17 protein-coding genes are annotated in these 19,695 nt (G+C 33.4%); 11 read left to right on the plus strand and 6 right to left on the minus strand.

Annotation, left to right across the window (positions count from 1 at the left end):
• Positions 1-15: 15 nt before the first annotated feature.
• The 4 genes from radA to panC form a co-directional block, all read right to left on the minus strand.
• Complete coding sequence (gene radA, locus LL966_RS13240; RefSeq protein WP_223706242.1) at positions 16-1,377, minus strand: DNA repair protein RadA; 1,362 nt, start codon at positions 1,375-1,377, stop codon at positions 16-18.
• Entirely contained in the window at positions 1,377-2,531 is a 1,155-nt protein-coding gene (locus tag LL966_RS13245; protein ID WP_229353858.1) for an alpha/beta hydrolase, read from the minus strand. The genes radA and LL966_RS13245 overlap by 1 nt, the downstream gene beginning before the upstream one ends.
• A 204-nt stretch (positions 2,532-2,735) precedes the next feature.
• Entirely contained in the window at positions 2,736-3,086 is a 351-nt protein-coding gene (gene panD, locus LL966_RS13250; RefSeq protein WP_008465481.1) for an aspartate 1-decarboxylase, read from the minus strand.
• Between the two features lie 14 nt (positions 3,087-3,100).
• Positions 3,101-3,979, minus strand: a complete 879-nt coding sequence (panC, locus tag LL966_RS13255; protein WP_229353864.1) for a pantoate--beta-alanine ligase — start codon at positions 3,977-3,979, stop codon at positions 3,101-3,103.
• Positions 3,980-4,056: 77 nt separating this feature from the next.
• Between panC and LL966_RS13260 the strand changes: the two genes are divergently transcribed.
• The 8 genes from LL966_RS13260 (at position 4,057) to LL966_RS13295 (ending at position 15,967) form a co-directional block, all read left to right on the plus strand.
• Positions 4,057-4,863: a glycogen/starch synthase gene (locus LL966_RS13260; protein ID WP_229353866.1), complete on the plus strand. Its 807-nt coding sequence runs from the start codon at positions 4,057-4,059 to the stop codon at positions 4,861-4,863.
• Between the two features lie 21 nt (positions 4,864-4,884).
• Positions 4,885-6,465: a DUF4270 domain-containing protein gene (locus LL966_RS13265; protein ID WP_229353868.1), complete on the plus strand. Its 1,581-nt coding sequence runs from the start codon at positions 4,885-4,887 to the stop codon at positions 6,463-6,465.
• A gap of 9 nt (positions 6,466-6,474) precedes the next feature.
• On the plus strand, positions 6,475-8,325 hold the full coding sequence (gene glmS, locus LL966_RS13270) for a glutamine--fructose-6-phosphate transaminase (isomerizing) (RefSeq protein WP_229353869.1): 1,851 nt from the start codon (positions 6,475-6,477) through the stop codon (positions 8,323-8,325).
• Positions 8,326-8,633: 308 nt separating this feature from the next.
• Positions 8,634-11,405: a TonB-dependent receptor gene (locus tag LL966_RS13275; RefSeq protein ID WP_229353870.1), complete on the plus strand. Its 2,772-nt coding sequence runs from the start codon at positions 8,634-8,636 to the stop codon at positions 11,403-11,405.
• A gap of 52 nt (positions 11,406-11,457) precedes the next feature.
• Positions 11,458-13,029 carry an SGNH/GDSL hydrolase family protein gene (locus LL966_RS13280; RefSeq protein ID WP_229353871.1) on the plus strand — a complete coding sequence of 524 codons (1,572 nt, stop codon included), beginning with the start codon at positions 11,458-11,460 and terminating at the stop codon, positions 13,027-13,029.
• Between the two features lie 233 nt (positions 13,030-13,262).
• Positions 13,263-14,774 carry a F0F1 ATP synthase subunit beta gene (gene atpD, locus LL966_RS13285; protein WP_057115305.1) on the plus strand — a complete coding sequence of 504 codons (1,512 nt, stop codon included), beginning with the start codon at positions 13,263-13,265 and terminating at the stop codon, positions 14,772-14,774.
• An 82-nt stretch (positions 14,775-14,856) separates the two neighbouring features.
• Positions 14,857-15,138: a F0F1 ATP synthase subunit epsilon gene (locus tag LL966_RS13290; protein WP_229353872.1), complete on the plus strand. Its 282-nt coding sequence runs from the start codon at positions 14,857-14,859 to the stop codon at positions 15,136-15,138.
• Between the two features lie 190 nt (positions 15,139-15,328).
• Entirely contained in the window at positions 15,329-15,967 is a 639-nt protein-coding gene (locus tag LL966_RS13295) for an NAD(P)-dependent oxidoreductase (protein ID WP_229353873.1), read from the plus strand.
• 60 nt (positions 15,968-16,027) lie between these two features.
• On the opposite strand, the gene LL966_RS13300 is transcribed toward LL966_RS13295, so the two are convergent.
• Positions 16,028-16,240 (minus strand): helix-turn-helix domain-containing protein, encoded by a 213-nt coding sequence (locus LL966_RS13300; RefSeq protein ID WP_184159126.1) that lies wholly within the window; start codon positions 16,238-16,240, stop codon positions 16,028-16,030.
• 2 nt (positions 16,241-16,242) lie between these two features.
• Positions 16,243-17,073 (minus strand): DUF2975 domain-containing protein, encoded by an 831-nt coding sequence (locus LL966_RS13305; protein WP_229353874.1) that lies wholly within the window; start codon positions 17,071-17,073, stop codon positions 16,243-16,245.
• Between the two features lie 177 nt (positions 17,074-17,250).
• Between LL966_RS13305 and LL966_RS13310 the strand changes: the two genes are divergently transcribed.
• The 3 genes from LL966_RS13310 to LL966_RS13320 all read left to right on the plus strand — a co-directional run bounded on the left by LL966_RS13310 (position 17,251) and on the right by LL966_RS13320 (position 19,695).
• Complete coding sequence (locus LL966_RS13310; RefSeq protein WP_229353875.1) at positions 17,251-18,387, plus strand: aminotransferase class I/II-fold pyridoxal phosphate-dependent enzyme; 1,137 nt, start codon at positions 17,251-17,253, stop codon at positions 18,385-18,387.
• A 172-nt stretch (positions 18,388-18,559) separates the two neighbouring features.
• Positions 18,560-18,754 carry a hypothetical protein gene (locus tag LL966_RS13315; RefSeq protein WP_229353877.1) on the plus strand — a complete coding sequence of 65 codons (195 nt, stop codon included), beginning with the start codon at positions 18,560-18,562 and terminating at the stop codon, positions 18,752-18,754.
• Positions 18,755-18,831: 77 nt separating this feature from the next.
• On the plus strand, positions 18,832-19,695 hold the full coding sequence (locus LL966_RS13320; RefSeq protein ID WP_229353878.1) for a TraB/GumN family protein: 864 nt from the start codon (positions 18,832-18,834) through the stop codon (positions 19,693-19,695).

Consider the following 19,695-nt stretch of genomic DNA (forward strand, 5'->3'; position numbering starts at 1 on the left):
TATTTTTATCAGAAATCAACCAAAAAGAATGCTGGCAACATCTTCAATTTTAGCAACCAATTCGATTTTGATTCCTGTATTTTTTAAAGCAATTTTGTTGTATTTAGAAACAAAGATAGTATCAAAACCTAATTTTTCAGCTTCTTGAATGCGCTGATCCACACGATTAACAGGACGAATTTCTCCAGAAAGTCCGACTTCACCAGCAAAACAGAAGCCTTTTCCAACCGGAATATCTTCGTTTGATGATAAAATGGCCGCAACAACCGCTAAATCAATTGCTGGATCGTCAACCGAAATTCCGCCAGTAACATTCAGAAAAACGTCTTTGGCACCTAAACGGAAACCGGCTCTTTTTTCTAAAACAGCCAAAATCATATTTAGTCTTTTTGCGTTATAACCCGTTGTGCTTCTTTGAGGCGTTCCGTAAACAGCTGTGCTTACTAAAGATTGGATTTCAATCATCAGTGGACGCATCCCTTCAAGTGTTGTAGCAATTGCTGTTCCTGAAAGTTCTTCGTCTTTGTGTGAAATTAGAATTTCAGAAGGATTATTTACTTCACGCAAACCGCTTCCGAGCATTTCGTAAATTCCCAATTCAGCAGTCGACCCGAAACGGTTTTTCAAGGAACGCAAAATGCGATATACATGGTTTCGATCACCTTCAAATTGTAAAACGGTATCAACCATATGTTCCAAAATTTTTGGACCAGCGATATTTCCGTCTTTGGTAATATGTCCAATTAAAATAACTGGAATATTACTTTCTTTGGCAAATTTGATCAATTCTGCAGTGGTTTCTCGAATTTGAGAAATACTTCCCGCTGTTGATTCGATATAATCTGTATGTAAAGTCTGAATCGAGTCAATAATAACAACTTCAGGCTGAATAGTCTCAATTTGTTTAAAGATATTTTGCGTTTTGGTTTCGGTTAGAATATAACAGTTTTCGCTATTTGGCGTAATTCTTTCCGCGCGCATTTTAATTTGTTTCTGACTTTCTTCTCCAGAAACATACAAGGTTTTATAAGGTAATTTTAAAGAAACTTGCAGCAAAAGTGTACTTTTTCCGATGCCGGGTTCTCCGCCCAAAAGCGTTAAAGATCCAGGAACAAGTCCGCCTCCTAAAACACGATTCAATTCACTGTCTGTGGTGTCCATTCGGACTTCCTGAGCAGAATCAATTTCGTTAATTTTTAAAGGTCTTGGTGCTTTTCCAGTTGGAGCAGATTCGCTTTTCCAAGCTACTTTATCCTGTTTTTGAATGATTTCTTCGGCAATCGTATTCCATTCTTTGCAGGCATTGCATTGTCCTTGCCATTTGGCATATTGAGTTCCGCAGTTCTGACAAAAAAAGGAAGTTTTAACTTTTGACATTATCTATTTTTTTTCGCAAGCGTATTCATTTCATCGATTTTCTCATACATCAAATCTTTATTCAAATCACCAATCGGTTCCATTTGCGAAGCGTTTTGATATTTCTTTGAAGCATGTTTCGGATCGCCTTGCTTTTCGTACATTAAACCTAATTCATATTCTCCCAACATGGCTTTTGGATAATTTACATTTCCTATTTCAGCCATTTTTCCTAATTCGCTGTAAGCGTTGTTTCTTAAAATAATATTTTCAATTACTTTAAAATCACTCATTCTAACAGGAATTTGAACTCCTAAAACTTGTGACATTGCATTGTATTTATTCTCCAAATATTCTGCATATCCAGATTGAAGAACGGCAATTTTATCATTGTATTCTGCAGAATTTATCGGTCTATAAACTTCAAATATCTGATAAAGGGCACTCGGAATAGAATGCAGCACTTCTGTATAATGTGTAGTGCCTTTAAAAACTTCATATTTATAATTTACTAACGGATTATTTGCAATTTTAATATTGCTGTTCAATTTATCTATCGGTTCTTTAATTTTTTTGATATCTCCATCAGCAGCCGATAAGTAAAAGAAAATAGGTTCTTTTACTTTTGCAAACTTTTCTGGAATTCGAACTTCCATTTTAGGTGCTAATTCTGGACTTAAACAGATATAAGCATTAAAAATTGAGGTTTCTTTATACAAATAAAAATTAGCAAAACCTGCTGTTAAATCATGTCCTGCAATAATTCTAAACGGAGAAGTTCTGTATTTTTTTTCGATATATGGAATTAATTCTGCTCCAATAAATTCGAAAAATTTAGCACCTTTCTCAAAAGGAAGCCCAGTATTTTGATCGATTGTTGTATCGTCAAAACGTTCTCCATCTTTATTTTGGTGAATTCCGATAATGATCATCTCCGGAATATCATCCCAATAATTACCATAACTTACAGCTCCAGAAAATGGATCAAATAAATAATCTCCATCTAATAAATATAGAACAGGATATTTTTTGTCTTTGTTGGCTTCATAAGAAGCAGGAAGTCCGATGGTGATTCTTCGTTCTTCTCCTAGTTTTTCCGATTTAATATTGTCGAACGTTTTTTGTGCGAACGACGAAAATGAAATAAAAAGAATTAGTAGGTAAACTTTTTTCATGATTTGAGGGATTTCAGTGAATTAAAAAGTATTGAAAATAGGGTAGCAATATACTATTTTATTTGCTTCTTTATGAAGTTGGTTTTTAAAATTGAAGCAAAGATTTACAAGCCTAAAATCTTTTCAAATTTAGGCAAAAGGAGGCCTTTTTGTACAAAATGGACTTTTGACAAAGTAAGAGAATTCGATAAGAAAAGGAAAATCTTAAGTTAAAGAATTGTCATTTTCATTAGGGAAAATAATCCATGGCTTGAAGGTTTTAGCTTCTTCAAAATCCAAAGTAGCGTAAGAAATAATAATAATGATATCATCTTTCTGTACTTTTCTTGCTGCAGGACCATTCAAAGTAATTTCGCCTGAATTTTTTTCACCTTTAATAGCGTAAGTTTCAAAACGCTCGCCATTATTAATGTTAACAATAGATACCTTTTCGCCTTCAATAATATTTGAAGCTTCCAGTAGAGTTTCATCAATAGTAATGCTGCCAATATAATTTAAATCGGCACCCGTTACTTTAACGCGATGAATTTTTGATTTTATAACTTGAATTTGCATGTTGCAAAGTTAGATTAATTAAATGAAATGGTGTCTATCAGTCTTATAGAATTAACAAATACTGCTATAAAAGCACGATAGTTTTTATCATTCTCTTTTTGATTAATAGGTAAAAGTGTTGATTCGTCAGCAATGACAAAATATTCCAGTTCGAAGTCTTTATTGTCTTTAAAAGAATTTTCTACAAATTCAATTGTTTCTTGCGGAGAGTTATTCTGGAAAATCTCTTTAGCTTCAGTTAGCGTTTTATAAATAATCGAAGCATTTTTTCTTTCTTCGCTAGTCAAACGTTCATTACGAGAACTCATTGCCAGCTGGTTTTCTTCTCTAAAAATAGGACAGCCAACAATATTTACAGGTAAATTTGTTTTTTCTACTAGTTTTTTAACAATTTGAAGCTGTTGAAAATCTTTCTCTCCAAAATAGGCGTTGGTTGGAGTTACAATTTCAAATAACCTTTTTACAATTGTTCCAACTCCGTTAAAATGGCCTGGCCTAAATTTTCCTTCCATTTGATTTTCCAATCCGTCGAAATCAAAAGTCTGAGAAATCGTATTTCCTTCATAAATATCTTCGACCGAAGGTGCATATAAAATAATTTTATCACTTAATGTACGCATTTTCTTAACATCTTCTTCAAGAGTTCTTGGATATTTTGCTAAATCTTCGGGATTATTAAATTGAGTTGGATTGACAAAAATGCTCACAACTGTATCGTCGTTTTCTTTTAACGAACGTTGCATTAAAGCCAAATGGCCTTGGTGTAAAGCGCCCATTGTAGGTACAAATCCGATGGTTGAATTTGCGGTTTTGATAGTTTTAAGATAAGCTATCAACGCTGCTTTACTGTAGAAAATATGCATTGAGGTATTATTAAAATTTAGTGCAAACATAATATATTAGTTATAAACTGCATAAAATTTTGTAATTTTGCGACGTTTTTATTACCAAAATTAAGTAAAATACTATTATGAAAGATAAGAGGATATTATATGTATCATCTGAAGTCGTGCCTTATTTGGCTGAAAATGAGGTTTCTTTAATGTCTTATGACGTTCCGAAAATGATTAATGATCAAGGCGGTCAGATAAGAATTTTCATGCCAAGATACGGGAATATCAATGAAAGAAGACATCAATTGCATGAAGTGATTAGACTTTCCGGAATGAATTTGGTAGTGAATGACTTAGATATGCCATTGATTATTAAAGTAGCGTCAATTCCGAAGGAAAGAATTCAGGTTTACTTTATTGATAATGACGAATACTTTAAACGCAAAGCAACTTTCGCTGATGAAGAAGGTGTTTTGTATCCAGATAATGATGAAAGAGCAATTTTCTTTGCTAAAGGTGTCGTAGAAACAGTGAAAAAATTGAACTGGGTTCCAGATATCATTCATGTTCATGGATGGCTGGCGGCAATGCTGCCGATCTATATGAAACATTATTACAAAAATGAAGCATTATTTTCTGAAACTAAAATTATCACCTCTGTTTACGGACAGTCTTTTGATGAAAATTTAGATTTGGAAATGATCAATAAAGTTAAATTTGACGGTGTTCCTCATGAAGCTGTTTCAGATTTAGAGGTTCCAAATTACGAGAATGTTTTAAAAGCTAGCATTTTACATTCTGATGGTGTAATAATTGCATCTGAAAATGTTTCTCCAAGTTTAACAAAATTTATAGAATCTTCAGGAAAACCTTTTTTACCTTTCGCCGCGAAAGATGCATTTGCTGACGCTTATACAAATTTCTATAGAACATTTGGACTTTAAAATTTTAACTTATTATAAAACATGATTAATACTTCTTTTATTAAGAAATTTCTTTTAGCTTTAACTGTAGTTTTTTTATATTCTTGCGATAAAGATTTTAATGCAATTGGTGATGGTTTAATTGGAGATGATCATTTTGGGCTTGAGCCTGAAAAATATGATGTTTTAGCTTTTAATCAGGAAATTACGCCTGTTCAATCAAATTTTTTACCTACAAATGCTTTGGGTATTTATGATAATCCAGTTTTTGGAACTACAACTGCAAATTTTGTGACGCAGGTAGTAATGTCATCTTATGCTCCAACTATTGGTGAGTCGCCTGTTATTGAAAGTGTTACTTTGAATATTCCTTATTTTAGCCATGTAACAGCAACTTCAGCAGAAGGAGATAATACATATGTGCTGGATTCTATTTATGGAAGTAAAGATGGAAAACTTGACTTGAAGATTTACGAATCGGGTATTCAGATGAGAAATAGCTATTTTAATGGTGGTTCTCAATTGACACAATTTTATTATACAGATCAAAATACTGAATTTGATAATAAAAAAATTGGTGCCTTTTTAAATGACAGTAACACTGCTTCTGAAAATACACAATTTGTTTTTAGTGCTGCCGAATACAAGGATAGTATTACTACAGATGGTAAAAAAACGCTTAGCAGAGTAAAACCGGAAATGCGTTTAAACTTAAACAAATCATTTTTTCAACAAAAAATATTAAATGCTCCCGCTTCAAAACTTGCGTCTGATGATGTTTTTCAGGAATATTTTAGAGGATTATATTTTAATGTTGCAAAATCTGGAACAAGTCCAAGTAATTTAGCTCTTTTGAATTTTGCAGAAGGAAAAATAACTATAAAATATAAAGCAAAAACCGCCTCTACAACTGATGATCCTAATTTGACAGAAGATAAACAGATTGTTTTGAATCTTACTACTGGAAGTGCAGTAAATCCGGCTGCTACAGCTAGTTTGCTCGATGAAATTCGAAAGCCAGATTATGAAGCCGCTATAACTACCAATGTAAATAAAACAGAAGGAGACGAAAGATTGTATTTAAAAGGCGGAAAAGGTTCTGCTGGAGTTATTCGTTTAAGTGGTTTTGCTTCTCAATTGGCAACAATTAGAGATAAGGGCTGGAAAGTAAATGAAGCCAATCTTGTTTTTTATATAGATGCTGAAAAAATGACTAGTGCTGACGAACCAATTAGGTTATACTTGTATGATTTAGATAATAATACGGTTTTAGCAGATTATTCGACAGAATCTTATGGAGGGGTAATTACTAAAGGTACTGATAAAAGAGGAAAGACATATAAATTTAGAATTACAAATCATATTCGAAATCTTATTAAAGATGCAACAGTTAAAAATGTTGATTTAGGAATTGTTGTTTCACAATCAACAGGAACTGCTTCGGTTGCATCAAATGTTTTGAAAAATAAGATTCAAATTCAAGATGATCCTGTAAAGTATTTTTCACAAGTACCAAGAGGGTCTATTATGAGTACTTTAGGTACAATCTTGTATGGAGGAAAGTCTACTGTTCCAGACGACAAAAGATTGAGACTTGAAGTCTACTACACGAAACCAAATTAATAAATATATATGTGTGGAATTGTTGGATATATCGGTCATAGAGATGCGTATCCTATTGTTGTCAAAGGATTAAAGCGTCTTGAGTACAGAGGATATGATAGTGCCGGCGTTATGTTGTATGACGAAGAGTCTGGCGTAAAAGTTTGTAAAACAAAAGGCAAGGTTTCAGATCTTGAAGCTAAAGCCAATGAAGGTTTTACTGTAAAGGGAAATATTGGAATTGGGCATACACGTTGGGCAACACATGGTGTTCCTAATGATGTCAATTCACATCCTCATGTTTCTAATTCTGGAGATTTAGTAATTATTCATAACGGAATTATAGAAAATTACGCTCCATTAAAAGAAGAACTTATCAAAAGAGGTTATACTTTTAAATCAGATACGGATACTGAGGTTTTAGTTAATTTAATAGAAGAAGTTCAAAAGAAAGAAAATATTAAATTAGGAAAAGCTGTTCAGATTGCACTTAACCAAGTGGTTGGGGCTTATGCAATTGCTGTTTTTGATAAAAAAAATCCAAACGAACTTGTTGCGGCTAGATTAGGAAGTCCGTTGGCAATTGGTGTTGGAGAAGGTGAATACTTTGTAGCTTCTGATGCGTCACCATTTATCGAATATACTTCTAATGCAGTGTATTTGGAAGATGGCGAAATGGCGAATATCAGATTGCATAAAGCTATTAAAATCAGAAAAATTAAAGATGACTCGTTAGTTGATCCTTATATTCAAGAACTTCAGATGAATTTGGAGCAGATTGAGAAAGGGGGTTACGATCATTTTATGTTGAAAGAAATCTACGAGCAGCCAAGTGTAATTAAAGATACTTACAGAGGAAGACTTCATGCAAATGAAGGAATCGTTCAAATGGCTGGTGTTGAGGATAATCTGGAAAAATTCTTAAATGCAAAACGTATTCTAATTGTAGCTTGCGGAACTTCTTGGCACGCAGGTTTAGTTGCAGAATATATTTTTGAGGAATTTACACGTATTCCAGTTGAAGTAGAATATGCTTCTGAATTCAGATACAGAAACCCAATCATCAATAAAGATGATGTTGTAATTGCTATTTCGCAATCAGGAGAAACTGCAGATACAATGGCGGCTATTAAATTAGCAAAAGAAAATGGAGCTTTCGTATTTGGTGTTTGTAATGTTGTTGGGTCTTCTATATCAAGAGAAAGTCATGCAGGTGCTTATACACACGCTGGTCCAGAAATTGGTGTAGCTTCAACAAAAGCTTTTACTACTCAGATTACCGTTTTAACGATGATTGCGTTAAAATTAGGAAAAGCAAAAGGAACATTGTCAAATACAGATTTCCATACTTATCTTCAAGAGTTAGAAATTATTCCTGAAAAAGTGGCTGAAGCTTTAGAAACTAATGACAAAGCAAAAGAAATTGCAGCGGCTTTTAAAGATTCGCCTAACTGTCTTTATTTAGGTAGAGGATATAATTTCCCTGTTGCTTTAGAAGGAGCTTTAAAATTAAAAGAAATCTCATATATCCACGCAGAAGGTTATCCGGCTGCTGAGATGAAACACGGCCCGATTGCTTTAATTGATGAACATATGCCGGTTATTGTAATTGCTCCGAAACAAGGGCATTACGATAAGATTGTGAGTAACATTCAGGAAATTAAATCTAGAAGTGGTAAAATTATCGCTGTAGTTACAAAAGGAGATATTCAAGTTCGTGAATTGGCAGATTATGTAATCGAGATTCCAGAAACTTCAGATGCTTTATCTCCATTGGTTACAACTATTCCATTGCAATTGCTTTCTTATTATATTGCAGTTATGAGAGGTTGTAATGTAGATCAACCGCGTAACTTAGCTAAGTCAGTTACGGTAGAATAGATTTTATTTTTAGTTACAAATATGTTAAAAAAGCGAGATTTAGGTCTCGCTTTTTTTTATTGTCAAATTTTTTTTTCTGCATATGTATTTTTATGAAATTTTCAATTTTTTAGTGAAAATTTATATGTATGCATAGTATATTGGTTTTTCTTCTTGTTTTCTTTGATTTTAGTTTAATAAATTGAATTAAGAAATAGTTAAAATATTGTAAAAAATGATGCTAAATATGAATTTTATTTAACGTTTTTTTATGCATATTAAAATATTTATGTATTTTGGCTATATACTAACGAAAAAACTAAACCCAAATGAGAGTCTACTTGCTAATTATGTTGTTGTTCTTCAGCGGAATATCTTTTGCGCAGAATACAATAACAGGTTCGGTTACAGATGGTAACAAACAATCTATTCCTGGTGCTAATATTGTTGTTGTTGGCGAAAGTACCGGTGCGTCTACAGATTTTGACGGATCGTTTAAATTATCTACCAATGCAAAATTGCCTTTTTCTGTAAAGGTCTCGGCAATCGGTTTTGAATCGAAAACAATTAATGTTACTGCTGCAAATCAAAAATTGAATGTAATTTTAAAAGATGAAGAAACTAAATTGGATGAAATTGTAGTTTCTGCTTCGAGAACACCTGAAAGAGTTATTGAATCGCCAGTAACTATTGAACGCATGGGACTTCAGGAGATTAAAAATACTACAGCGGCGACTTTCTATGATGGTTTAGAAAATTTGAAAGAAGTAAATTTTAATACAAGCAGTATTTCTTTTAAATCAATAAATACAAGAGGTTTTGCTACTGTCGCAAATACTCGTTTCATGCAATTGGTGGACGGAATGGATAATTCATCTCCGGCTTTAAACTTTGTTTTAGGAAATCTTATTGGTGTTTCGGATATTGATGTTGCTAGTGTAGAGTTACTTCCAGGAGCTTCTTCAGCTCTTTATGGAGCAAATGCTTTCAATGGTATTATGTTTATGACTAGTAAAAGTCCTTTTACAAATGAAGGAATTAGCGTTTACTACAAATACGGACAAACGAGTCAAAATGCTGCGGGTACAAATGATTATAATGATTTTGGAATTAGAGCAGCAAAAGCTTTTACTAAACATTTTGCAATGAAAGCGAATTTCACTTACATGGAAGCTAGCGAATGGATTGCGAATGATAAAAGAAGTATGACGGCTGGAGGAGATAGTCACGCAGTGAATCAAAATTATGACGGATTAAATATTTACGGTGACGAGGTTACAACATTTATTCCGAACGTAGGGCAAGTTAGTAGAACAGGGTATCGCGAACAAGATTTGACAGATAACAAAGTTCAGAGTATGAAAGCAGATTTTAGTGCGCATATTAAACCTTGGGCAAACGATACAGAATTTATATTGCAATATAAAATTGGTACAGGAAGTACTATTTATCAGGGTGCAAACAGATATGCTTTGAAAGATTTCTTAATGCAGCAAGGTAAGTTTGAGGTAAAAGGGAAAAACTTTTTCGGAAGAGTTTATTTTACAAGTGAAGATGCTGGAAATTCTTATGATATGAGGTTTGCGGCATGGAATGTTAACAGAGCAGCAAAATCTGATGTAGAGTGGTTTACAAATTATGCAACGGCTTATCAATATGCAGGTGCGGTTATGGGAACAAATGCTAATGAATCTGCGGCTATTGCTAGAAACTTTGCAGATTATAATGTATTGCCGGCTCAGATATCGTTTATTCCTAAACCAACAGGATCGGCAAGATTTGAACCAGGAAGCCCTCAGTTTAATCAGGCATTGTCAAGTGTTACTGCAAACCCAGATTTGACTCAAGGAGCGAAGTTTATTGATCATTCTAAATTATATCACTCAGATGTAAATTATAATTTTAGAGATATTATAAAATGGGCTGAAGTTCAAGTTGGAGGTTCTTGGAGAAAATACGTAATGGATTCTGAAGGAACAATTTTCACGGATTATGATGGTCCAATCGAATACAAAGAATATGGTGCTTATGCGCAGCTTCAGAAAAAATTCTTAGATGATAGATTGAAATTTACAGGATCTTTACGTTATGATAAAAGCCAGAATTTTGATGGAAACATTTCACCTAGAGTTTCTTTTGTTTATTCTGCAGGTGCTTCTAAAAATCACAATTTCAGATTGTCTTACCAAACTGGTTTCCGTAATCCAACCACACAGGATCAATATATTGGTTTAGATTTAGGGCCTTTTGCATTAATTGGATCAGCGCCAGAAAATTTAGATCGTTTTCAGGAAACTGTAAATGTTAGTGCGGCTGGACAGGCTTTAGGGCAGCCAGCAACAGTTAATATGTCAGGGCAAAATGCGTACCGAAATGCTTATACAGTAGCGTCGGTTCAGGCTTTTGCGGCTTCAGCAAATCCTGGAGATCTTCAAGTAGCTAATATTGGATTGGTAAAACCGGAGCAAGTTCAAGCATTTGAAGCGGGTTATCGCACAGTAGTTCAGAATGATTTATCAGTAGATTTAAATGCTTATTATAACATTTATAATGATTTTATGAATACGGCGAGAGTTATCTCTCCTTACTATGGAACAGTTGGAACACCTGAATCTTATCAAGCTCTTGCATTTGGAGATAGAAGAGTGTATCAGGTGTATACTAATACAACTGCTCAAATTTCTTCATTTGGTTTTGGGGCTGGTTTGTCTAAGAAAGTATATAAAGATTTTGAGGTAGGTGTAAACTATAACTATGCACAATTTAATTTCGATCAAGCTGATGATCCTGATTTTGTGGCTGGCTTCAATACTCCAAAACATAGAATTAAAGCTTCTTTAGGAAATGCAAAAGTGATTAAAAACTTAGGTTTTAATGTAAACGTAAGATGGAATTCAGAATATTTGTGGGAGTCTTCTTTTGGAGATGGCATGATTCCGGAAAATACTGTTCTTGATGCTCAGATAAATTATGCACTTCCAAAATGGAAATCTGTTATTAAAGTAGGAGCTACCAATCTTTTCGGATCAGATTATCTTCAGGTTATTGGAGCGGGTATGATTGGTCAAATGTGGTTTGCTTCTTGGACAATTAATCCATAATGATGATTGATTGAGAGAGAGAAAGTGGTAATAATTTTAAAAAAGTATTAAGATGAAAAAAAATATAAAATGGTTGTTTTTGGTTTCTTTAACCATTATGGCCTCATGTAATAGTGATGATAATGATACGCCAGTTGAAGTGCCAGTTGTTCCTGGTACGGCGGTTTTTACGAAATATATTGCGCTTGGAGATTCTTTTGCGGCAGGATATAGTGATAATGCATTGTTTAAAAAAGGACAAGAAAACTCGTATCCAAATATATTATCGCAGCAATTTGCTGCTGCAGGTGGCGGCGCTTTTACACAGCCGCTTATGAATGATAATATTGGTGGTTTGCTTTTAGGAGGAAATATAATTGCAGGGACGCGTCTTTATTTTGTTGGACAAACTCAGACACCAACAAATGTTATAGGCAAGCCAACTACAGAAGTTACAGCTCATCTTAGTGGAACATTTGGTAATTTAGGTGTTCCAGGAGCAAAAAGTTTTCATTTATTGGCTGCAAATTATGGTAATGTTGCTGGTGTGGCAACAGGTGCGGCTAATCCTTATTTTGCAAGATTTGCAAGTACGGCTTCAACAACTGTTTTGGCTGATGCGGTTGCTCAGAATCCAACTTTTTTCTCTTTGTTTATAGGAGGAAATGATGTTTTGGCGTATGCGACTTCTGGAGGAACGGGTAAAGATCAGACAGGAAACCCTAATCCGGCAACTTATGGCGGAAATGACATCACGGATCCAACAGTTTTTGCAAGTGTATATACCAATTTGGTTACTGCTTTAACTGCAAAAGGAGCAAAAGGTGTTGTGGCAAACTTACCTTATATTACAGCTTTACCTCATTTTACGACTGTTCCTTATAATCCGCTTAGTGCTAAAGTAATCGGAAAAAATAATGAAGCAGTAGGTGTAGCTACTATAAAAGCGCTTAATGCACAATTATATGGGCCTTTAAAACAAGCATTAACTGCATTTAATGCAGGGGATAGAATTAATTTGCTTTCTGAGACTGGTGCAAGTCCATTATTGATAAAAGACGAGAGCTTAGCTAATTTGTCTGCTCAATTAACTGCGGCATTTACGCCTACATTAGGTGCGCAGACTGCGGCTTTCTATGGTGCTGTTTTCGGACAGGCAAGACAAAGTAAAGCTACTGATTTAGTAGTGCTAACAGCGAGAGCAGATATTGGTGCTGCACCAACAGCAGCAAATTCTGGAATTGGAATTGCACCGCCAGCTCCACTAAATGCATTTGGGATATCGTATCCTTTACAAGACAAACACGTGTTGATTCCAACTGAAATTGCAGAAATTAAAAAAGCTACAGATGCCTATAATGCAACAATTCAAGCGGTAGCTACAGAAAAAGGATTGGCGTTTGTTGATACAAAAGCAACTTTAACACAATTAGCAAGTGGCGGAATCCGATTTGGGAATTTTACAATGAGTTCTTCTTTTGCAACTGGAGGAGCCTTCTCTCTAGACGGAGTTCATCCAAGTGCCAGAGGATATGGCTTAATTGCTAATATTTTTATAGATGCCATAAATGCAAAATACACCTCGACATTGAGACATGTTGATTTGGGTATTTATCCAATTCAATATCCAGAGACACTTCCTTAATGTTTTGAGAAAAGTACAAGAAAGCCGCTCATTTTTAGAATGCAGCGGTTTTTTCTTTTAACTAAAAAATGAATGTTTTGGTTGTTTTTTTGCCAAGTTTTATGAATCAAACAAAATCATGCTATTTTTTATGAAAAAAAAATTGATTTTATATTTTAAAAAATTATCTTTGCGCTCTGAAAAAAGAGGTATTTTCGATAAACCTAAATAGCTATTTAATAAATACATAAGTAATGTCAAAAGTAATAGGAAAAGTTGCTCAAATCATTGGACCAGTAGTAGACGTAGTTTTCAACGGTAAAGATGTTGAACTTCCAAAAATTTATGATTCACTAGAAATCACAAAAAAAGATGGAACAATCTTAGTTCTAGAAGTACAATCTCATATTGGTGAAAACACTGTTCGTACCATTTCTATGGATTCAACAGATGGTTTAAGCAGAGGATATGAAGTAGTTGGAACTGGAAATCCAATCCAAATGCCAATCGGTCCAGACGTATATGGACGTTTATTTAATGTTGTTGGAGATGCCATTGACGGTTTAGGTGATTTGCCTAAAACTGGAGAGAACGGTTTGCCAATTCACAGACAAGCTCCTAAATTCGAAGATTTATCAACTTCATCTGAAGTTTTATTTACAGGTATTAAAGTAATCGATTTGATCGAGCCTTACGCAAAAGGAGGTAAAATTGGATTGTTTGGTGGTGCTGGAGTAGGTAAAACAGTATTGATTCAGGAGTTGATCAACAATATTGCAAAAGGTCACGGTGGACTTTCAGTATTCGCTGGAGTAGGTGAAAGAACACGTGAAGGAAATGACTTGCTTCGTGAGATGTTAGAGTCAGGAATTATTAAATACGGTGATGATTTCATGCACTCTATGGAAAATGGAGGATGGGATTTATCTAAAGTAGATATGCCAGGAATGAGAGAGTCTAAAGCTACTTTCGTTTTCGGACAAATGAATGAGCCACCTGGAGCTCGTGCACGTGTGGCACTTTCAGGATTATCTATCGCTGAGTATTTCCGTGATGGAGCTGGATCTGATCAAGGTAAAGATGTATTATTCTTCGTTGATAATATCTTCCGTTTTACACAAGCAGGTTCTGAGGTATCAGCACTTTTAGGACGTATGCCATCTGCGGTAGGTTACCAACCAACATTGGCAACTGAGATGGGAGCTATGCAAGAGCGTATTACATCTACAAACAAAGGATCTATTACATCTGTACAAGCGGTTTACGTTCCTGCGGATGACTTAACTGACCCGGCGCCAGCAACAACGTTTGCTCACTTAGATGCAACAACTGTATTGTCTCGTAAAATTGCTGAGTTAGGTATCTATCCTGCGGTTGACCCGTTAGATTCTACTTCAAGAATTTTAACTCCACATATCTTAGGAGATGAGCACTACAACTGTGCACAAAGAGTAAAAGAAATTCTTCAAAAATACAAACAACTTCAAGATATCATCGCGATTCTTGGTATGGAAGAGTTATCTGAAGAGGATAAACTTTCTGTATCTAGAGCACGTCGTGTACAACGTTTCTTGTCTCAGCCATTCCACGTAGCAGAGCAATTTACAGGTATCCCAGGAGTATTAGTTGATATTAAAGATACTATCAAAGGATTTAACATGATTATCGATGGTGAGCTAGATCACCTTCCAGAAGCTGCTTTCAACTTGAAAGGTTCTATTCAAGATGCAATCGAAGCTGGAGAAAAAATGTTAGCTGAAGCATAATAATATTGGTTGTTAGTTGTTAGTTGTCAGTTGTTAGAAACAACCATCAACCATCAACCATCAACTATTAACTAAAAAAAATATGATTTTAGAAATAGTATCACCAGAGGCAAAATTATTTTCAGGAGAAGTTACTTCGGTTACTTTGCCAGGAGTTGATGGAAGCTTTCAGATTTTAAATCATCACGCACCAATTGTTTCTATTTTAGAAGAAGGAACAATTAAAATTGCAGCTCCTAGCTTCAATTTTTCTAAAGAGGTAGCTGATAAATTCACGAGAGTAAATGACCAAACTTATACTTTAGAGATTAAGTCAGGAACAATCGAGATGAAAGACAATAAGATAATTGTATTAGTTGACTAAGACAATTTAAGAATAATGAAAAAGCCAGACAATATTTGTCTGGCTTTTTTTATTTTTCTACTTTTGAAGTATTAAAATCTCTTCATAAAATATTGATAAAGTGACAAAAGCTCAGTAAGCTTTTATCTTTTTCGCTTTATTAGTTCAATAAAGCGTTACTTATTTATGTCAAATTTTATGAAGAATACTTATGAAAAATATATCAAAAATTGCCGTGCTAGGCGGAGGCGGTAAAACAGGAAATTATCTTGTAAAGCACTTATTAAAAGAAGGATTTCATTTAAAACTTCTACTGAGAAATCCTGAAAAATTTCATATTGAAAACTCTAATATTGAAATTATTCAAGGTGATGCACTTGATTTTGAATCTATAAAAGCATTGCTAAAAGATTGTCATGCTGTTTTGAGCACCATTGGCCAAAGAAAAGATGAGCCTTTAGTTGCAAGTCAGGTGACAAAGCAAGTTATGAATGTGATGAATGAATATGGGATAGATCGTTATGTCTTAATTGCTGGACTTAATATTGATACTCGATTCGACAAGAAAAGTCCAAAAACGCTTATGGCAACAGATTGGATGAAAAGTAATTTTCCACTCATTCAGGAAGATCGTCAAAAAGCTTATAAACTTTTGGAAAATAGCAATGTGAATTGGACGCAGATTCGTGTTCCTTTTATTGAGTTTACAGATAAAAGTTCTGAAATAGTAGTAAATATAGAAGATTGTTTGGGAGATAAAATTACTGCTAAGGACATTTCAAAATTTATGATTAAAGAAATGATCGAATCTAAATACAACAGACAATCGCCTTTTATTAGTAATTTATAAAATTAAATTTAAAACAGCGGATTGATTAATCCGCTGTTTGTTTTCTAAAAATTCGATTGTTTATTCCTCTTCTTTCACAAACTCCATGATATCTCCTGGCTGGCATTCGAGGATTTCGCAAATAAGTTCTAAAGTAGAAAATCGAATAGCTTTGGCCTTTCCTGTTTTCAGTATCGAAAGATTCGCTGTTGTAATGCCAATTCGCTCTGCTAATTCATTCGAACGCATCTTTCTTTTGGCGAGCATTACATCTAGATTTACAATGATTGGCATAATTATATTGTTAAGTCATTTTCGTTCTGAAGATTGTATCCGTGATTTAATAGTTTGCCTAAAACTACTAAACTTAATCCAAGAAAAAGAGTTTGCAAATTATATTCTAAAACAGGAGTTAGATTCATAAAATTAAATCCCTGAATGTAGATTGAATTGGTATAATGATAGTAATTAATTCTGGAGAAATACTGCATTATAATATAGCAAAAGATCAGGTTTATAACTGGATAAGCAATAAGCGAATATCCTATTTTTTGAATTCTTTGAGTTAGTGCCATATCAAATGCAAAATTATCTCTTAATTGATTAAATAAACGCATGCATTGATAGCTAACAAATAAAAGTACAATTAAATATAGGTAGTTTTTGAGTATCAAAATTGATTTAAAAAAGTAATCTTTAGGATTGATTATAATTTCTAGAGTTGAATCTGTGCCTTGAATATTTAGATTTTTAAATTCTTGTTTTACATCGACAAAATTTTTATTGTAGATTTCATAAGTATTTATTTGATATGTTTTTTTTAATGTAGTGTCCTTTTTTACTCTATTAAAATGATCATTGATTTTTTTTGTTTCTGATTTAGAAACAAAACCAGAACCTTTATTTATTTTGCTTTTGTATATAATTAGACTGTCGGGAACGCTTAATTGAATTTGGGTATTTATTTTGTATCCTTTTGTATGATGAATACTTGAGCTCCAACTTCCTAAAGTACCGCTTGGTATGCATTCAAAAACTAGAATAAATAATAATATAAGCTGTGAAAATCTAAACGTAAGTCTGGATACAATATAAAGTACGCTAATTATTCTGCTATTGGTTTTCATAAAATTTGATTTTTAGTTCGGTGTAAATATATAAAAATTATTGATAAACGATAATAAAATGATATAAAACAATAATTTTTTCTTTTTAGGATTTTTTGATTTTATATTATGAAGAAAATCGTACACTTAGCGAAAGAAATTTGAGGCAGCAAATTTTTGTTTTCTAACTTTGTTTTTATGGAATTACCTGAACATCTAAACCAAAAAATTGAAAATTATAAACAGAAAGAACTCTTTAGAAAGCTGCCTGTGTTTAATAATTTGATAGATTTTTCTTCGAATGATTATATCGGATTTTCAAAATCTGAGTCTATATTTAAACATACTCATGCTTATTTGCTTGAAAATGAAATCTTGTATAATGGATCAACAGGTTCTAGGTTGATTTCTGGAAATCATTCACTTTATCAGATTACAGAGAATTTTATTGCTGAATTTCATGACTCAGAAGCGGCGTTAATTTTTAATTCAGGTTACGATGCTAATATTGGTTTTTTTAGTGCTGTACCGCAAGAAAACGACCTTATTTTATATGATGAGTTATGTCATGCTTCTATAAAAGATGGGATCTTATTATCTACTGCCAAATCAAAGCCTTTTATTCATAATGATTTTGAAGATTTAGAGCGTCTTATTCTTAAATTCCCAAATACAACTATTTACGTCGTAACTGAAACCATTTTTTCTATGGATGGAGATAGTCCGAATTTAGAAGAGCTGGTTTTGCTTTCAGAAAAATATAATTGTTATTTAATTGTTGATGAGGCACACAGTTTAGGTGTTTTTGGAGATAGAGGCGAGGGTCTTATTCAATATCTGCAATTGCACAATAGAATTTTTGCACGAATTGTAACCTTTGGAAAGGGCTTGGGTTGTCAAGGAGCAGCAATTTTAGGATCTAATGGACTTAGAAATTACTTGATCAATTTTGCTCACAGCTTTTTGTATACGACAGCTTTATCTCCTCATTCGGTAGCAACTATTTTGACGGCGTATCGAGAATTAGAAAATGGAATTGAGGCTATTGAAAAACTACGTCAAAACATCATCTCTTTTAATCAGCAGAAAAACTTACTGGGTTTAAAGCCTATGTTTGTTCATAGTAAATCTGCCATACATTCTGCTATTGTTCCTGGAAATGAAAATGTAAAAAAGTTAGCTCAGGAACTTCAAGATAAAGGATTTGATGTGCAGGCAATTCTTTCGCCAAGAGTTCCAGAAGGTCAAGAGCGTTTACGTTTTTGTATTCACAGTTACAATTCAGAAGAAGAAATTAATCAGGTTTTAGAGTTGGTTCGAGATCTTCTTTTCTAGCATTTGATTTGAAGAATTTTAAGCTTTTTACTTCTGAATTTATATAAAGTTTAATTTTTTTTCTTCTCCCATAGCCTGTATTTACTTACATTTTCAAAAAAGTGTAAAATTTTTTGTAACGTTTTGAATCTTTGGTCACTTACGAGTCGTAATCAAATAAACCAAAACAATTATGAAAACACAGTCAATATCAATAAGCGAAAAAATTTTCAACTTTTTATTTTTATTTCTAGGTTCAGCCGGTCTAGGTTATTCATTAGTAAATCACTTCTTTTTAGAAAAGCCAAATAAAGAATTCCTTTTAGTTATGCTTTGTTTGTTTATAGCTTCTGTTGCTTCTTGGCAGCGAAAAAAATGGAGCAAATAAAAAAAGGAGTTTCGGTCATCAATAAAAAATCAATCAAAAAAATCATTAATCAATTATTAACTTAATCAATCAACAAAATGAAAAATCTAATTCAATCAGTTATAGCAGTAATCGCAATTGTATGCAGCTCTTTTGCTCAGGCGCAAAATAAATCTCCAAAACTTGAAAATTCTCTTCTTTGGGAAATTTCAGGAAACGGTTTAGAAAAACCATCTTATTTATACGGAACCGTTCATATGATTTGCAAGCCCGATTATTTTCTTTCGGAAAAAACAAAAAAAGCATTCGACGCTTCTAATAAATTGGTTTTAGAAATCAATTTTGCGGATCCAGCAGAAATGACAGACATGCAAAAAATGGCAATGGGAAAAGAACCTTTAAGCAAATCATTAAGTCCAGAACATTTGTCAAAATTGGATGAGATCTTAAAAAACACAACTGGAATGACCGTAAAGCAAGTAGACAGTTTTAGTTTGATGACTGTAATGAGTCTAATCTCTATGAAAACTTTTGGATGTGCAGAACTGAAGCTTTATGAAATGGAATTTATTGAGATGGCTAAAAAAAGAAACATTCAGGTTGGCGGTTTAGAAACGGTTAAGTCACAACTTTCGATTCTTGAAAATGCCTATACAGATGATGAAATGATTAAGATGTTAAGCGAATCAAATAAAAGTGAAACGGCTAAATTAGTAACGTCATATAAAAGTGAAAACATTGATGAGTTGTATAATAACGTAACCGATAAAAGGTTTACAAGCGAAAAAACAAAAAAAATGATTCTAGATCAGAGAAATTTGAACTGGATTAAAGAAATGCCGCAGATGATGAAAACAGAAAGTGTGTTTTTTGCAGTTGGAGCAGGACATTTAGGAGGTGAGTTTGGAGTAATTAATTTATTAAAAAAAGCAGGATATATTGTAAAACCAGTAACGAATTAA

The organism is Flavobacterium chungbukense (assembly GCF_020805785.1).
Classification (GTDB): Bacteria; Bacteroidota; Bacteroidia; order Flavobacteriales; family Flavobacteriaceae; genus Flavobacterium; species Flavobacterium chungbukense.

Bases quoted from the DNA above. Each gene is read 5' to 3' on its own strand.
- LL966_RS13275 (WP_229353870.1), top strand. From the start codon at position 8,634: ATGAGAGTCTACTTGCTAATTATGTTGTTGTTCTTCAGCGGAATATCT.
- LL966_RS13290 (WP_229353872.1), top strand. From the start codon at position 14,857: ATGATTTTAGAAATAGTATCACCAGAGGCAAAATTATTTTCAGGAGAA.
- LL966_RS13260 (WP_229353866.1), top strand. From the start codon at position 4,057: ATGAAAGATAAGAGGATATTATATGTATCATCTGAAGTCGTGCCTTAT.
- LL966_RS13245 (WP_229353858.1), bottom strand. From the start codon at position 2,531: ATGAAAAAAGTTTACCTACTAATTCTTTTTATTTCATTTTCGTCGTTC.
- LL966_RS13315 (WP_229353877.1), top strand. From the start codon at position 18,560: ATGAAAACACAGTCAATATCAATAAGCGAAAAAATTTTCAACTTTTTA.
- glmS (WP_229353869.1), top strand. From the start codon at position 6,475: ATGTGTGGAATTGTTGGATATATCGGTCATAGAGATGCGTATCCTATT.
- panD (WP_008465481.1), bottom strand. From the start codon at position 3,086: ATGCAAATTCAAGTTATAAAATCAAAAATTCATCGCGTTAAAGTAACG.
- panC (WP_229353864.1), bottom strand. From the start codon at position 3,979: ATGTTTGCACTAAATTTTAATAATACCTCAATGCATATTTTCTACAGT.
- LL966_RS13280 (WP_229353871.1), top strand. From the start codon at position 11,458: ATGAAAAAAAATATAAAATGGTTGTTTTTGGTTTCTTTAACCATTATG.
- LL966_RS13305 (WP_229353874.1), bottom strand. From the start codon at position 17,073: ATGAAAACCAATAGCAGAATAATTAGCGTACTTTATATTGTATCCAGA.
- LL966_RS13265 (WP_229353868.1), top strand. From the start codon at position 4,885: ATGATTAATACTTCTTTTATTAAGAAATTTCTTTTAGCTTTAACTGTA.
- LL966_RS13320 (WP_229353878.1), top strand. From the start codon at position 18,832: ATGAAAAATCTAATTCAATCAGTTATAGCAGTAATCGCAATTGTATGC.
- LL966_RS13300 (WP_184159126.1), bottom strand. From the start codon at position 16,240: ATGCCAATCATTGTAAATCTAGATGTAATGCTCGCCAAAAGAAAGATG.
- atpD (WP_057115305.1), top strand. From the start codon at position 13,263: ATGTCAAAAGTAATAGGAAAAGTTGCTCAAATCATTGGACCAGTAGTA.
- LL966_RS13310 (WP_229353875.1), top strand. From the start codon at position 17,251: ATGGAATTACCTGAACATCTAAACCAAAAAATTGAAAATTATAAACAG.
- radA (WP_223706242.1), bottom strand. From the start codon at position 1,377: ATGTCAAAAGTTAAAACTTCCTTTTTTTGTCAGAACTGCGGAACTCAA.
- LL966_RS13295 (WP_229353873.1), top strand. From the start codon at position 15,329: ATGAAAAATATATCAAAAATTGCCGTGCTAGGCGGAGGCGGTAAAACA.